Origin of the sequence: Marinobacter sp. OP 3.4, assembly GCF_036224885.1 — a bacterium.
Lineage (GTDB): Bacteria > Pseudomonadota > Gammaproteobacteria > Pseudomonadales > Oleiphilaceae > Marinobacter.
On sequence record NZ_JAVVLT010000009.1, the window covers coordinates 1 to 14,511 of the forward strand.

Below are 14,511 nucleotides of genomic sequence, written 5' to 3' on the forward strand. Positions count from 1 at the left end.
CGGGACACGCCGTAGATACGTCCATGTAGGCTCTTCAAAAACGTCCCTGTTTTTGAAGGTCCCGGAAAGCAGTACCAGACCACCCACCGCGACATCCTGCAATTCGCCACAGGATCCTTCTATGTTGTCAGTGTAGCCACCGCTTTCTCAAATCGCTCAAGCCCTTCCTCGATATCCTGGTCCGGGATTATCAGGGACGGGGCCAGCCGGACCACGTCGGCGCCGGCGACCAGGATCATCAGACCCTCCGCCTGGGATGCCGCCAGGAATTCCTTGGCCTTGCCTTTCCACTGCTCGGTCAGCACACAGCCCAGCAACAGGCCCTCGCCGCGGACGTGGCTGAAGATGCCGTATTTCTCGCCGATGGCCATCATGCCCTTACGCAGTTTTTCGGAACGGGCCTTAACGCCCTTGAGGATGTCCGGCTGGCTGATGGTATCGACGACTTTCTGGGCTACGGCGCAGGCCAGCGGGTTGCCGCCGTAGGTGCTGCCGTGGGTGCCAACGCCGAGACTTTCGGCCACGGTCGCGGTGGTCAGCATGGCCGCCACCGGGAAGCCGCCGCCCAGGCCCTTGGCGGTGGTCAGGATGTCCGGTGTGACGCCGTAGTGCTGGTAGGCATAGAGGTGGCCGGTGCGGCCGGCGCCGCTCTGGACTTCGTCGAAGACCAGCAGGGCGTCGTGGTCGTCGCACAGTTTCCGCAGGCCTTCCAGAAATTCCGGTTCAGCCGGCATCACGCCGCCTTCGCCCTGGATGGGTTCGACCACCACGGCACAGGTCTTTTCCTTCGAGATCCGTTCCTTGACCGAATTCAGGTCGTTGTAGGTGGCGTGGTGGATGCCGCCCGGGGCCGGTTCGAAGCCTTCCAGGTACTTGGGCTGGCCGCCGACGCTCACGGTGAACAGGGTGCGGCCGTGGAAGGAGTTGGTGAACGAGATGATTTCGTGCTTTTCCGGGCCATGGTGCTGCCAGCCATGGCGACGGGCGAGTTTGAAGGCGGCTTCGTTGGCTTCCCCGCCGGAGTTGGCGAAGAACACCCGCTCGGCGAAGGTGAGTTCGCACAGGGTGCGGGCCAGGCGCAGGGCCGGTTCGTTGGTGAGTACGTTGGAGACGTGCCAGAGCTTTTCCGCCTGTTCATACAGGGCGCTGATCAGCCCCGGATGGGCATGTCCCAGGCTGTTGACGGCAATGCCGCCGGCGAAGTCGACGTACTCGCGGTCGTCCTGGTCCCAGACTCGTGAGCCCTCACCTCGCACGGGGATCATGGCACCGGGGGCGTAGTTGGGGACCATGACGTCGTTGAAGAGTTCGCGGGTGACGGGTTCTCTGTTCATAAGTTCCTCTCTGACCTTCCCGGGACCGGCCAACGGACCGGCGTGTAAAGCCCTATCATACGTCAGAGGGGCAGGTGCAGGAAAACTCAGGCGTCTCCGGGATCCACCCCCAGTATGTCCGGCTCCCCCACTGGCGGCAGTTCCAGGATGGTCAGCCCCTTCACCCCCTTCCCGGAGAGCGCCTTGACCACCAGTTTGTAGGAATCCATATCGAAGGTGACGGCGGTGCCACGAAGGCTGAGGTCCTGCAGTTTTTCATCGGAATGCAGGGTGGCCACGTGCATCCAGTTGTAGATCACCAGGATCTCCGTGCGACCGGTACCGGGGTGGTGTTCCCGCACGCCCACCGGCCCCTGCCAGGGCCAGGTTTTCAGGCGCAGGCTGTGGAAGGCGATCTGTACCCGCAGGTTGTAACGGGTGACGTCCTCAAGGCCTTCACAGGCGCCCTTGCATCGCCCCAGGGTGCGCTGGAAACACGGGCCCTCCTGGTCCGACGGCTCCAGGTCCAGTAGTCGGTTGCACAGCTCATTCTTGCCAGCGATGCCGGTCAGGGCCCGCTGGGCGTCGCGCTTGCTGCGGAACAGGCCGTAGTAGTCGCCCAGGCGGTGGGGTTCGATCTTCTGTATCAGCCGGGCCTGCAGGTACCCCCGGTCGCTGGCCGTCAACTCGATGCTCCAGAGGGTCTTGGCCGGGCGCGAGCGGCGGTTGTACATGGGCCGCAGGGTCTTGATCTGGCGCAGCTCCAGCAATAGGGCACCCAGCTCGCCGGCGGTTTCCGTCCACTCGACACGGCGCATGCTCTCGGACAACCGTACGCCCTTGCTGGAGTTGTGATCGCCGGAGAAATGGGAGGCCACCCGCTGGGCGATGTTCGTGCTCTTGCCCACGTACAGCAGTACATTGTTCTCTCCATAGAAACGGTAAACGCCGGGCACCGCCGGTATCTCATCAAGGATATCCGGCGGCATGTGGGAGGGCACACTGGGGCGCTGGAGCAGGGTGCGGACAGCCTGCTCCACGGTGTCCACGCCCTTGTCTTCCAGGGCATGGGTGAAGAAGTCCATCATCGCGGCGACATCCCCCATGGCCCGGTGCCGTTGCACCTGGGCCAGGCCATGGCGCTGGATCAGGGCATCCATGTTGTGGCGACGGTGTTCGGGGTAGAGCCGCCGTGACAGCTTGACGGTGCAGAGCACCCGGGCCGAGAACGGCTGCACCAGGCGCCGGAACTCCGCCTTGATAAAGCCGTAATCGAAGCGGGCGTTGTGGGCAACGAAGATGCAGCCCTCCAGGCGTTCCCGGAGTTCATCCGCAATGGCCCCGAACACCGGCGCATCGGCAACCATGTCATTGGTGATACCCGTGAAACGTTCGATGTAGGAGGGAATCCGGGTCTGGGGATTGACCAGGGTCTGCCATTCGTCCACCACCCTGCCGTCGCGCCAGAAGCGGATGCCGACTTCCGTGATCCGGTCGTGGCCGGCAGAGCCGCCCGTGGTTTCCAGGTCCAGGAAGGCGAGGGTTGCGGAGCCCAGGAAGGCTATCAAAGGGGTGCCGTCTTTCATTCCCGCATTATACGGAGCCCGTGGCGCAATGGGTTAATGTAGTCAAAACCGACATATTCTCCCAAGTCTCTCCATAATTAGTCTAAAAAATCGTACATAATCGCCTATCAACATTGCAGTTTCGTTACTTATTTGCCACGTTAGTGAAGTGTTCTACCCGAACAAGAGGAAGACAGAACAACACACACGTAACGCGACAAAAGAGAGGACGAACATAATGTACTCGCCAAGGCAATTGGCTTGACATCCGCTGCAATGGCACTGGGCATCGCGTCCGGTCAGGCGGCCGCCGTCGAGTTCGAAGCAGGTGACGTCATGCTCGATCTGTACGGCTATGCTCAGATGAACGCGGTTTACGATTTTGATCAGGATATCGGCAGCACAACCCAGGCCGGTAGTTTCCCCGCCCTTTTCACCAACGCAGAGGAAGGTGACGGTCATTTCGATGCCGACGCAGAGCAGTCCCGGCTTGGTGTCTCGGCCACTCACTCCAGCGGTGTCAGCGTTACTCTGGAAGGTGACTTCCGCGGCGGCGATTTCCGTCTGCGTCACGCCTACGGTGAATACGGCAACTGGCTGGCCGGTCGCACCTGGTCCAACTACACCAGCTTTGTCGGCTGGACCCCCACCCTGGACTTCGACAGCGTCGTCGGTTCGGCTGGCGTCCAGGACCGCGTGGCCCAGGTCCGGTACTCAACAGGTGCCTGGTCATTCTCTCTGGAGGACCCACGGTTCCAGAACGTCGGCGGCGACGAGAAGCAAAGCGCCCCGGTGGTGACCGCCCGTTTCGAACGGGCCCTGGCTCCGAACGTCCAGTTCAGTGCCGGTGCCCTGCTGCAGTACCTCTCCTATGATGAAGGGGATGCTGGCGAAGACGATAACGCCGCAGGCATGGCGGGCTATGTTGCCACCGACGTCTCCCTGACTGACGCCTTGACCCTGCACGCCGTGCTTAACGCCACTGAGGGCGCCAACGGTTACCTCTATCGTTCCGGTGATAGTGGCTTCGGCGGCCAGGATGCCTACCGTGACGGCGACAGCCTGGAGACCATCCAGGGTTATGGCGGCACCATCGGCGCCTCTGCTGAGGTCGGTGTTGGTACGCTGAACCTCACCTATGGCATGGTCAAGATGGACTGGGATGACTATGAAAGCGACGTGGGCGCTGCAGCAGCGGATGCCCGGGTTGAAACCAACAGCAACGCCTTCGTGAACTATCAATGGAGCCCCATTGAGCACGTGATGCTTGGCGTTGAATACGGTTACTTCAAGTCCGAGCTCTACAGTGGCGACAGCGAAGATGCCCAGCGGGTGATGTTCGCATCCCGCTACAGCTTCTGATAGTCCCACCTGAAATCAGCGTCCCCCGCTCCGGGGGACGCCTCTTCCTACCGACCTTCGTCGATCAGGCGACCCACTACAGCAACAACTGCCGGATATCCCCCAGCACCTGCGCCAGGTAGTTGGTAAACCGCGCCGCATCGGCACCATTCACCGCCCGGTGGTCGTAGGACAGGGACAGCGGCAGCATCAACCGGGGCTGGAAGGCCTCGCCGTCCCACACCGGCTTCATGGCCGCCTTGGATACCCCCAGGATCGCCACTTCCGGCGTGTTCACAATGGGCGTGAAAGCCGTGCCGCCAATACCACCCAGGCTGGTGATGGAGAAGCAGGCACCCTGCATCTCCGCCGGTTTGAGCTTCTTGTCCCGGGCCTTGTCCGCCAGTTCCTGGGCCTCTTCCGCAAGTTGCCACAGGCCCTTCTGGTCCACATCCCGGATCACCGGGACCATCAGCCCGTGGGGTGTGTCCACAGCGATGCCAATGTGGATGTACTTCTTGCGCACCACCTCCTTGCGATCCATGTCCAGGGACACATTGAACTGGGGCAGTTCCGCCAGGGCCGCAGCGCAGGCCTTGAGGATAAATGGCAGCGGCGTGAGCTTGACGCCCTTTTTCTCGCCCGCCTGTTTCTGGCCCTTGCGGAAGGCCTCCATCTCGGTGATGTCGGCATCGTCGAACTGGGTCACGTGGGGCACGTTGAGCCAGCTCTTCTGCATGTTGGTGGCGGTAGCCGTCATCATGCGGGACATGGCTTCCCGCTCCACCTCGCCGAACTGGCTGAAGTCCGGCAGCTTGATGCCCGGGATGCCTGCACCTTCCACGGAGCCGCCCTCCTGGGCCTTCTTCAGGTTCTGGCGGATGTAGGCTTCCACGTCCTCCTTGAGGATGCGGTGTTTCGGGCCGCTCGGTTTGACCTTGGTGAGATCGGCGCCCAGCTCCCGGGCCACCTTACGCACCGCAGGACCCGCGTGGACCTTGCTGCCGGGGGTGGGCGGCTGATAGGTGCTGTCGCCCTGCCCTTCATCCGAAGTGGAGGCTTCCTCCTTGCCGTCATCCTTCTCGCCCCTGGCAGGCTTGCGTTCCCTGTCGCTGTCGGATTCCTCGGAATTGCCCCTGTCGTCCGCGTCATCGGCCTCGTCACCGCCGGCCTCTTCGACGGTCATCTCCAGCAGGTCATCGCCTTCGGAGAGCTTGTCCCCCTCCTTCACCAGGATCTTGTCGACCTTGCCGGCGTAGGGGGACGGGATTTCCATGGTGGCCTTGTCGGACTCGACGGTGACCAGCGGGTCCTCCTCGCCGACGGTATCGCCTTCGCTGACATTGATCTCGATGACCGGGACATTCTCGAAGCCATCCAGGGCCGGCACCTTGACGGTTTCCTTGCGGCTGCCGCCAGCCTTCTTGCCCGAGCTTTTCGACTTGCCGGAGTCGCTGTCGTCTTTCGATGCCTTCTCCTTATCATCACCGGAGTCCGCGTCCGTTTCCTTCGACTCGTCAGCGTCCTTTTCAGCTTTTTCCGGTTCTTCGTCGCTGTCCTCGCTGCTGCCATCACCGGCATCATCAGCCTCGATGGTACCGACCACATCGCCCTCGCTGAGCTTGTCGCCCACCTTGACGGACAGTTTGGTGATCTTGCCGGCGTACGGGGCCGGCAGCTCAACGGAGGCCTTGTCGGACTCCACGGTCAGGATGGGATCCTCCTCTGCAACCGTGTCACCCTCGCTGACCAGCACTTCGATCACCTCAACCTCGTCCGCGCCACCGAGGTCGGGAACCTTGATCTCCTGTTCACTCATGGCTACCTCCTCAGCTCAGCACCGGATTGGGTTTGTTGCGGTCGATGCCGTACTTGCGCATGGCCTCCAGGACCTGGTCACCCTTGATGTCGCCGTCCTTCGCCAGGGCGGACAGGGCACTGACGGTCACGTAGTACCGGTCCACCTCGAAGAAGTGGCGCAGCTTCTCTCGGGTATCACTGCGGCCGAAGCCGTCGGTGCCCAGGGTGAAGTAGGTCTTGGGAATGTAGGCCCGCAGCTGTTCGGAGTGCAGCTTGATGTAATCGGTGGAGGACACCACCGGCCCCTGCTGCTTCTCCAGGCACTGGGTGACGTAGGCCTTCCTCTGGGTGTCGTCTGGATGCAGGTGGTTCCAGCGCTCCACGTGCATGCCGTCCCGGGCCAGTTCGTTGTAGCTGGTGACGCTCCAGACGTCGCTGGCCACGCCCCAGTCGTCCTTCAGCAACTGTGCCGCCGCCCGCACCTCGTTGAGGATGGCACCGGAGCCCAGCAACTGGACCCGGGGCGTCTTCTTGCGGCCCTTGGTTTCCACCGATTCGAACTTGTACATGCCCTTGATGATCTGCTCGGCCAGGCCTTTGGTCTTGGGCATGGCGGGCTGGTGGTAGTTCTCGTTCTCGATGGTCAGGTAGTAGAAGACATGGCGGTTGTCCTCGAACATCTCCTTGATGCCATGCTGCACCACCACGGCCATTTCGTAGCCGAAGGCAGGGTCGTAGCTGCGGCAGTTGGGCACGGCGTTGAACAGCACGTGGCTGTGGCCGTCCTGGTGTTGCAGGCCTTCGCCGTTCAGCGTGGTGCGCCCGGCGGTGCCACCGATCAGGAAGCCCTTGGCCTGCATGTCACCGGAAGCCCAGACCAGGTCCCCCACACGCTGGTAGCCGAACATGGAGTAGAAGATATAGAACGGGATCAGCGGGAAGTTGTTGTGGCTGTAGGAGGTGGCGGCGGCCATCCAGGCAGCCATGGAGCCATCCTCGTTGATGCCCTCCTGCATGATCTGACCCTTCTTGTCCTCCCGGTAGTACATGATCTGGTCCCGGTCCTGGGGCACGTACTTCTGACCTTCGGAGGTGTAGATACCCAACTGGCGGAACATGCCTTCCATGCCGAAGGTACGGGCCTCATCCGGAACGATGGGCACCACCCGCTTGCCGACACGCTTGTCCTTGACCAGGGCGTTGAGCAGCCGCACGAAGGTCATGGTGGAGGACACTTCCCGGTCACCGGAGCCGTCCAGCACGGATTTGAAGATATCCAGCTCCGGTACCTTCAGGGGCTGACTGTCCTTGCGGCGCTTGGGATAGAAGCCGCCCAGTTCCTGCCGGCGCTTGTTCATGTAGACGATTTCCGGGCTGTCCGGGGCCGGACGATAATAGGGAACGTCTTCCAATTCGTCGTCCTTCAGGGGGATACCGAAGCGGTCGCGGAAGGCCTTGAGGGCGTCCTTGTCCAGCTTCTTCAGGGAGTGGGCGGTGTTCTGGGCCTCGCCCGCCGCACCAAAGCCATAGCCCTTGATGGTATGGGCCAGGATCACCGTGGGCTTGCCGTTGGCCTCGGTGGCGGCCTTCTGGTAGGCGGCGTAGACCTTGTAGGGGTCGTGGCCGCCCCGGTTGAGCTTCTTGATGTCCTCATCGGACAGGCCTTCGGCGAGCTTGGCCAGTTCCGGGTACTTGCCGAAGAATTCCTTGCGGGTGTAGGCCGGGCCCTGGCTGATGTAGTTCTGCAACTCACCATCAACGGACTCGTCCATGGCCCGTTGCATGACACCGTCTTCGTCCTTCTCGAACAGCGGGTCCCACATGCGGCCCCAGACCACCTTGATGACGTTCCAGCCAGCGCCCCGGAAGATGCCCTCCAGTTCCTGGATGATCTTGCCGTTGCCCCGCACCGGGCCGTCCAGACGCTGCAGGTTGCAGTTGACCACGAAGATGAGGTTATCAAGGTTCTCGCGACCGGCCTTGGAGATGGAGCCCAGGGTCTCGGGCTCGTCGCACTCGCCATCGCCCACGAAGCACCAGACCTTGCGGTCACCCATGTCGATCAGCTCGCGGCTGTGCAGGTACTTCATGACGTGGGCCTGGTAGATGGCCTGGATCGGCCCAAGCCCCATGGACACGGTGGGGAACTGCCAGTAGTCCGGCATCAGCCAGGGATGGGGGTAGGAGGACAGCCCGTTGCCATCCACCTCTTCCCGGTACTTGTCCAGTTGTTCCTCGTCGAAGCGGCCTTCCAGGTAGGAGCGGGCGTAGATGCCCGGGGAGGCATGACCCTGGAAATAGATCAGGTCGCCCTCACGTTTTTCATCACCACCGTGGAAAAAGTAGTTGAAGCCGACGTCGTACAGGGTGGCGGCGGACGAGAAGGTGGACACGTGCCCGCCCAGTTCCCCGGGACGTTTGTTGGCCCGCAGCACCATGGCCAGGGCGTTCCAGCGGATCAGTGAGCGGATGCGCCGCTCCATGAACAGGTCCCCCGGCATTCGGGCCTCATCCCTGAGCGGGATGGTGTTGCGGAACGGCGTGGTGATGGAGTAAGGCAGTTCCGTCCCTTCCCGGCTGGCCCGTTCGGACAACCGTTCGAGGATGTACTTCGCCCGCTCAACGCCTTCGTTCTCGATCAGGGATTCCAGTGCATCCAGCCATTCGCTGGTTTCAGTGGGGTCTTCATCCTGGTACATCGAACCCTCCCATGTTTTGTATGGTGCGGCCAGGGCGCCGCGCGAAGGGGTGTTTCAAGGCCGTGCAAACACACCCGAAGAGAAGAGTCGCCACCACAAGCATAGAACAGCCCCACGGAATTCACCGGCATCGGGACGGTATTGTGGCGATAACCCGGGACGCCGTTGCCGCCGGGATTTTTCAGAGGAACTTCAGGACTATAGTCAACGGAGGACGATGACCACAACCCAACCAAGGTCGAAGGAGGGCCTGCGGCCCGATAGGGGATGTACGTATTACCCGGAGGTCAGGGTGCCTCCATCTGCTCAGGGCCATAAAGCTTTTCACACTAAAGAGTTCCGGCGAACCTGTCGCTTACCAAATATTGCAGTTAAAAGACGCCATTTTTACCAAAGACGCGGGCAAAACATGCAATTTACTGAATTCCCATCGAATTGCACCGGAGTCATTCGCGATGACAGGGGATTCTTTTAATTAGACCTGAAAATGTTGTTCCTTTCCGGTATACTTGCCTGCCCGTTTTTTGAACAGTGGTGACTGATACGATCCGGTCAGTCACCGGCCATTTCACTCAGACAGAGGGCGATTCATGAATTCCATCGTCACCTTTCCGAACCGGATTCCGACCGTCGAGTTTGAAGAGCGTCGTTTTCAGGTTTATACCGACCGCCAGCTCGACAAGATCGAGGTTATCCAGAATCTCCCGGAAGAAACCCTGTTCGAAATGAAAGTGGTGGCCAGTGTGCTGCCGTTCCGGGTCAACGAATACGTGATCAACGAACTGATCAACTGGGACAAGGTTCCCAATGACCCGCTCTACCAGCTCGTATTCCCGCAGAAGGGCATGCTGAAGGACGAGCACTACGAGCGCATGGCCAAGCTGCACCGGGAAGGCGCGGACAAGAAGCTGATCCAGTCCGTGGCCAAGGAAATTCGCGACGAGTTGAACCCACACCCGGCGGGTCAGATGGAAATGAACCAGCCCACGCTGGACGGTGAGCCCCTGGAAGGGCTACAGCACAAGTATCGGGAAACCGTGCTGTTCTTCCCGTCACAGGGTCAGACCTGTCACTCCTACTGCACCTTCTGTTTCCGCTGGGCGCAGTTTGTCGGTGACAAGGACCTGAAGATGGCCAGCACCGACGCCGACAAACTGCACGGCTATCTCAAGGAGCATACCGAGATTTCCGACCTGCTGCTGACCGGCGGCGACCCCATGGTCATGAAGACCAAGCACCTGGTGCAGTACCTGGAACCGCTGCTGGAGCCGGAGTTCGACCACATCCAGACCATCCGCATCGGCACCAAGGCGCTGACCTTCTGGCCGTACCGGTTTGTGACCGACAAGGACGCCGACGAGCTGATCGAACTGTTCGCCAAGCTGGTGGATGCCGGCAAGCACGTGGCCCTGATGGCGCACTACAACCACTGGCAGGAAATCACCACCGAGATTTCGGAAGAGGCCATTCGCCGTATTCGCGCCACCGGTGCCGAGATCCGTGCCCAGGGCCCGCTGATCAGGCACGTCAACAACGATGCCGACGCTTGGGCCAGGCTGTGGAAGAAGCAGGTGAAGCTGGGCATCATCCCCTACTACATGTTTGTGGAGCGGGACACCGGCGCCAAGAACTACTTCGAGGTGCCCCTGGCGGAAGCCTACGAGGTCTACCGGGAAGCCATGAAGCAGGTATCCGGCCTCGGTCGTACCGCCCGCGGCCCCAGCATGAGTGCCGGCCCGGGCAAGGTGGAAATCCAGGGTATCGCCGAGATCAAGGGCGAGAAAGTATTCGTGCTGCGTTTCCTGCAGGGCCGCAACCCGGACTGGGTACAGCGTCCTTTCTTCGCCAAGTACAGCGACACCGCCACCTGGCTGCATGAGCTGGAGCCGGCGTTCGGCGAGGAGAAGTTCTTCTTCGAGGACGAGTACGAGCAGATGCGCAAGGGCAACGGCTGATTCAGCCCCCCCTGACGCCGAGAAGGGCAGCCTGCGGGCTGCCCTTTTTTGTGGGTCGGTTTTCTTCGGACCCATAACGCAAAAAACCGCCCCGGCTTCCCGGGACGGTTTTTCATCACAGCGTGACGCTTAGCTGAAGTCGGTTGGCTGCTCGCCTTCCTTAACTTCCTTCATGGACAGCTTCACGCGGCCACGGTTGTCCACATCCAGCACCTTGACGGTGACTACCTGGCCTTCGCTGAGTACGTCAGTGACGTTCTCGACACGCTGGTCGGAGATCTGGGAGATGTGAACCAGACCATCCTTGCCGGGCAGGATGTTGACGAAGGCACCGAATTCCATGATGCGCTCGACCTTGCCCTTGTAGATGGCGCCCACCTCGATCTCGGCGGTGATCTCCTTCACCCGGTTGACCGCCGCCTGGGCAGCAATCTGGGTGTCGGCGTAGATCTTCACGTTGCCATCGTCGTCCAGGTCGATGGAGGCACCGGTCTCGTCACAGATGGAGCGGATGGTGGCGCCACCCTTGCCGATCACGTCGCGGATCTTGTCCGGATGGATCTTGATGGTGGTAATGCTCGGCGCACGATCGGACAGCTCGGCCCGTGGTGCGGCAATGACCTTGGCCATTTCACCCAGGATGTGCTGGCGCGCTTCGTGGGCCTGCTCCAGGGCGAGCTCCATGATCTCGTCGGTGATGCCGTTGATCTTGATGTCCATCTGCAGGGCGGTAACGCCTTCAGACGTACCGGCCACCTTGAAGTCCATGTCACCCAGGTGATCCTCGTCACCCAGGATATCGGTCAGAACGGCGAACTGCTCACCTTCCTTCACCAGGCCCATGGCGATACCAGCCACCGGTGCCTTGATGGGCACACCCGCGTCCATCAGCGCCAGGGAAGAGCCACACACGGAGGCCATGGAGCTGGAACCGTTGGATTCGGTGATCTCGGATACCGCACGGATGGTGTACGGGAATTCCTCAATCGTCGGCATGACCGCAGCCACACCACGCTTGGCCAGGCGACCGTGGCCCACTTCACGACGACCCGGGGCACCCACTCGACCGGCTTCGCCGACGGAGTACGGCGGGAAGTTGTAGTGGAACAGGAACGGGTCCTTGCGCTCACCTTCCAGGGCATCGATGATCTGCATGTCCCGGGCGGTACCCAGGGTGGTGGTCACGATGGCCTGGGTCTCGCCACGGGTGAACAGGGCGGAGCCGTGGGTGCTGGGCAGCACGCCAACCTCGATGTTGATCGGGCGAACGGTCTTGTTGTCACGACCATCGATACGGGGCTTGCCTTCGATGACCTGCTGGCGAACCACGCTCTTCTCGACCTTGCCGAAGTATTTCTTCACTTCGTCCTCGGCCGGCTGGCCTTCTTCTTCACCGGCCAGCTTCTCAACGGCGGCATCCTTGATTTCCTTCAGCTTCGCGTACCGCTCCATCTTGTCACGGATCGCGTAGGCTTCAGCGATATCACCGCCGAAACCGTCCTTGATCGCATTCAGCAGCTCGGTATTTTCCGGCTCCGGCTGCCAGTCCCAACGGGGTTTACCGACTTCCGCGGCAAACTCCTTGATCGCGGCAACCGCGGACTGCATCTCCTGGTGGGCAAACAGTACGCCACCCAGCATCTGGTCTTCAGTCAGGCCCTTGGCTTCGGATTCAACCATCAGCACCGCATCTTCGGTACCGGCCACCACCATGTCCAGCAGGGAGGTTTCCAGCTCTTCGAAAGTCGGGTTCAGGAAGTAGCCACGCTCATTGGTGAACGCCACACGGGAGGCACCAATGGGTCCCTCGAACGGAATACCGGAGATGGACAGGGCAGCAGAGGCAGCCAGCATGGCGGCAATGTCCGGATCCTGGGTCTTGCTGGAAGACATCACGGTCAGGATCACCTGGGTTTCGTTCATGTACCCGGCAGGGAACAGCGGACGGATCGGGCGGTCGATCAGGCGGGAGGTCAGGGTTTCCTTCTCGGAAGGACGCCCCTCACGCTTGAAGAAGCCACCGGGAATCTTGCCCACGGCGTAGGTCTTCTCGAAATAGTTGACCGTCAGCGGGAAGAAGGGCTGACCGGGCTTGGCCTCTTTGGCGCCAACCACCGTACCCAGTACGGAAATGTCGTCAATGGTCACCAGCACCGAGCCGGTGGCCTGGCGGGCAATACGGCCCGTTTCGAGGGTGACGGTCTTGCCGCCGAGCTCGAAGGTTTTCTTGGTTGCTTGTGGAATCACAATCGCTCCTGATTTCGCTTGAGTATCCAATGCACCAGAGCAGGAAGACGCGGTCCCGAAACCCTGCTACCGGAAAGCGAACAGGCTGTTGCAAAACCCCGGAGCCAGGCACCCGGGCCTTTCAACAACCTGCTATCGGCGCTTTCGGTCATGACAGCAGAAGCACTTCGGTAGTGGCGTAACAACCGGTTCTGGTACCGGTTCGGGTGGAAAAGCATACCCCGATGACAGGTGCGGGCCGAGACCCGTCCCAGCCACCGGAGCACAGGCCGGCACCAGGATGGCACCGGCTGGCAGGTCGTCCGCTTAGCGACGCAGACCCAGACGCTGGATCAGCTCCAGGTAACGGTCGGCGTTCTTGCGCTTCAGGTAGTCCAGCAGCTTACGACGCTGGTTAACCATGCGAATCAGGCCACGGCGGGAATGGTGATCCTGCTTGTTGGCCTTGAAGTGACCCTGCAGCTTGTCGATGTTGGCGCTCAGCAGGGCAACCTGTACTTCAGGAGAACCTGTGTCGCTATCGCCTTGCTGGTAGTCCTTGACGATCTGTGCTTTTTCCTCGGCTGAAAGTGCCATAAATCACCTCATTGTATGCGATGCCTGAAATCATCCGGCCGAACCGCGCATCTCTGCAGCCCGGCTAGGCAGCGGTTTCCCGAAGGCTACCGACTGCTTGAAACCAGACGGCGCGGCACGACTCTGGTCGCATCATCGCCATCCGGCTGCCCTTCCCCGAGGCCGACAAAACGGCTGTCGCCGTAGAGCCTGACCGGTCCGGAGAAAGACTGACCCGATATTCTAACGGGTTGTCCGTTCAATATCGACCGTAAATTTTGCCCTTCCAGGGCCAGCTCCGGGAACATGGTCAGGGCCTTGTCCGGCGCCACCAGCAGGCCATCCAGGGACTCCCCCTGCTCCCGCATCTGCTCGAGATCCGCGACCTGGCGGGTGTCGTCCAGCGTGAACCCCGACGCCAGCGTGCGGCGCAATGCGGACACATGGGCGCCGCAACCCAGGGCTTCGCCGATGTCTTCCACCAGGTTGCGGACATAGGTGCCCTTGGTGCAATGCACCGCCAGGTCCAGCTCCCCGTCGCGAACCGCCAGGAGGGTCAGTTCATGGATGGTCACCGGGCGAGCAGGCCGCTCCACCTCAATGCCCTCCCGGGCGTATTCATAGAGAGGCCGCCCCTGATGCTTGAGGGCCGAATACATGGACGGCACCTGCTCGATATCGCCCCGGAAATCCGCCAGCACCGATTCGATATCACTTTCGGTCAATCCGGACGGCACCGGGCGTTCCGATACCACGGCCCCTTCGCTGTCGGCGGTTTCCGTGCGGATACCCAGGTGGGCAGTGGTGACATAGGCCTTGTCACTGTCGAGCATCAACTGGGAGAACTTGGTGGCCTCGCCAAAGCACAGCGGCAGCACCCCGGTAGCGAGGGGGTCCAGCGCCCCGGTGTGCCCCGCCTTGGCGGCACCGTAGAGACGCTTGACCTGCTGAAGGATACCGTTGGACGTTATCCCCGCCGGTTTGTCGATGACCAGGATGCCGTTGACGTCACGGCCCTTTCGTCTGCGAGCCAAGC

At 61.3% G+C, this 14,511-nt stretch carries 9 protein-coding genes; 2 read left to right on the top strand and 7 right to left on the bottom strand.

Going from position 1 to position 14,511, the window contains the following annotated elements:
* Nucleotides 1–119: 119 nt before the first annotated feature.
* Nucleotides 120–1,334 (bottom strand): aspartate aminotransferase family protein, encoded by a 1,215-nt coding sequence (locus tag RO069_RS01200; protein ID WP_328184761.1) that lies wholly within the window; start codon nt 1,332–1,334, stop codon nt 120–122.
* Between the two features lie 86 nt (nt 1,335–1,420).
* Nucleotides 1,421–2,899 (bottom strand): exonuclease domain-containing protein, encoded by a 1,479-nt coding sequence (locus tag RO069_RS01205; RefSeq protein WP_328184763.1) that lies wholly within the window; start codon nt 2,897–2,899, stop codon nt 1,421–1,423.
* A gap of 240 nt (nt 2,900–3,139) precedes the next feature.
* Here RO069_RS01205 and RO069_RS01210 point away from each other — a divergent pair, with 240 nt between their 5' ends.
* Nucleotides 3,140–4,240 carry a DcaP family trimeric outer membrane transporter gene (locus RO069_RS01210; protein ID WP_328184765.1) on the top strand — a complete coding sequence of 367 codons (1,101 nt, stop codon included), beginning with the start codon at nt 3,140–3,142 and terminating at the stop codon, nt 4,238–4,240.
* Nucleotides 4,241–4,316: 76 nt separating this feature from the next.
* On the opposite strand, the gene aceF is transcribed toward RO069_RS01210, so the two are convergent.
* Complete coding sequence (gene aceF, locus RO069_RS01215; protein ID WP_328184767.1) at nt 4,317–6,038, bottom strand: dihydrolipoyllysine-residue acetyltransferase; 1,722 nt, start codon at nt 6,036–6,038, stop codon at nt 4,317–4,319.
* 10 nt (nt 6,039–6,048) lie between these two features.
* Nucleotides 6,049–8,718 (bottom strand): pyruvate dehydrogenase (acetyl-transferring), homodimeric type, encoded by a 2,670-nt coding sequence (gene aceE, locus RO069_RS01220; RefSeq protein WP_328184769.1) that lies wholly within the window; start codon nt 8,716–8,718, stop codon nt 6,049–6,051.
* A gap of 590 nt (nt 8,719–9,308) precedes the next feature.
* On the opposite strand from aceE, the gene RO069_RS01225 reads away from it, so the two are divergent.
* Nucleotides 9,309–10,673 (top strand): KamA family radical SAM protein, encoded by a 1,365-nt coding sequence (locus RO069_RS01225; RefSeq protein WP_328184771.1) that lies wholly within the window; start codon nt 9,309–9,311, stop codon nt 10,671–10,673.
* 129 nt (nt 10,674–10,802) lie between these two features.
* Here the strand turns inward: RO069_RS01225 and pnp are convergent, their stop codons facing one another.
* The 3 genes from pnp to truB form a co-directional block, all read right to left on the bottom strand.
* A complete protein-coding gene (gene pnp / locus RO069_RS01230; RefSeq protein ID WP_442915318.1) occupies nt 10,803–12,920 on the bottom strand; it encodes a polyribonucleotide nucleotidyltransferase in 2,118 nt (705 codons plus the stop codon).
* A gap of 306 nt (nt 12,921–13,226) precedes the next feature.
* Nucleotides 13,227–13,496: a 30S ribosomal protein S15 gene (rpsO, locus tag RO069_RS01235; RefSeq protein WP_328184773.1), complete on the bottom strand. Its 270-nt coding sequence runs from the start codon at nt 13,494–13,496 to the stop codon at nt 13,227–13,229.
* An 86-nt stretch (nt 13,497–13,582) separates the two neighbouring features.
* Nucleotides 13,583–14,509, bottom strand: coding sequence for a tRNA pseudouridine(55) synthase TruB (gene truB / locus RO069_RS01240; RefSeq protein WP_328184775.1), 927 nt, complete (start codon nt 14,507–14,509; stop codon nt 13,583–13,585).
* Between the last annotated feature and the right edge of the window lie 2 nt (nt 14,510–14,511).

Bases quoted from the DNA above. Each gene is read 5' to 3' on its own strand.
- RO069_RS01200 (WP_328184761.1), bottom strand. From the start codon at position 1,334: ATGAACAGAGAACCCGTCACCCGCGAACTCTTCAACGACGTCATGGTC.
- RO069_RS01205 (WP_328184763.1), bottom strand. From the start codon at position 2,899: ATGAAAGACGGCACCCCTTTGATAGCCTTCCTGGGCTCCGCAACCCTC.
- aceF (WP_328184767.1), bottom strand. From the start codon at position 6,038: ATGAGTGAACAGGAGATCAAGGTTCCCGACCTCGGTGGCGCGGACGAG.
- aceE (WP_328184769.1), bottom strand. From the start codon at position 8,718: ATGTACCAGGATGAAGACCCCACTGAAACCAGCGAATGGCTGGATGCA.
- RO069_RS01225 (WP_328184771.1), top strand. From the start codon at position 9,309: ATGAATTCCATCGTCACCTTTCCGAACCGGATTCCGACCGTCGAGTTT.
- rpsO (WP_328184773.1), bottom strand. From the start codon at position 13,496: ATGGCACTTTCAGCCGAGGAAAAAGCACAGATCGTCAAGGACTACCAG.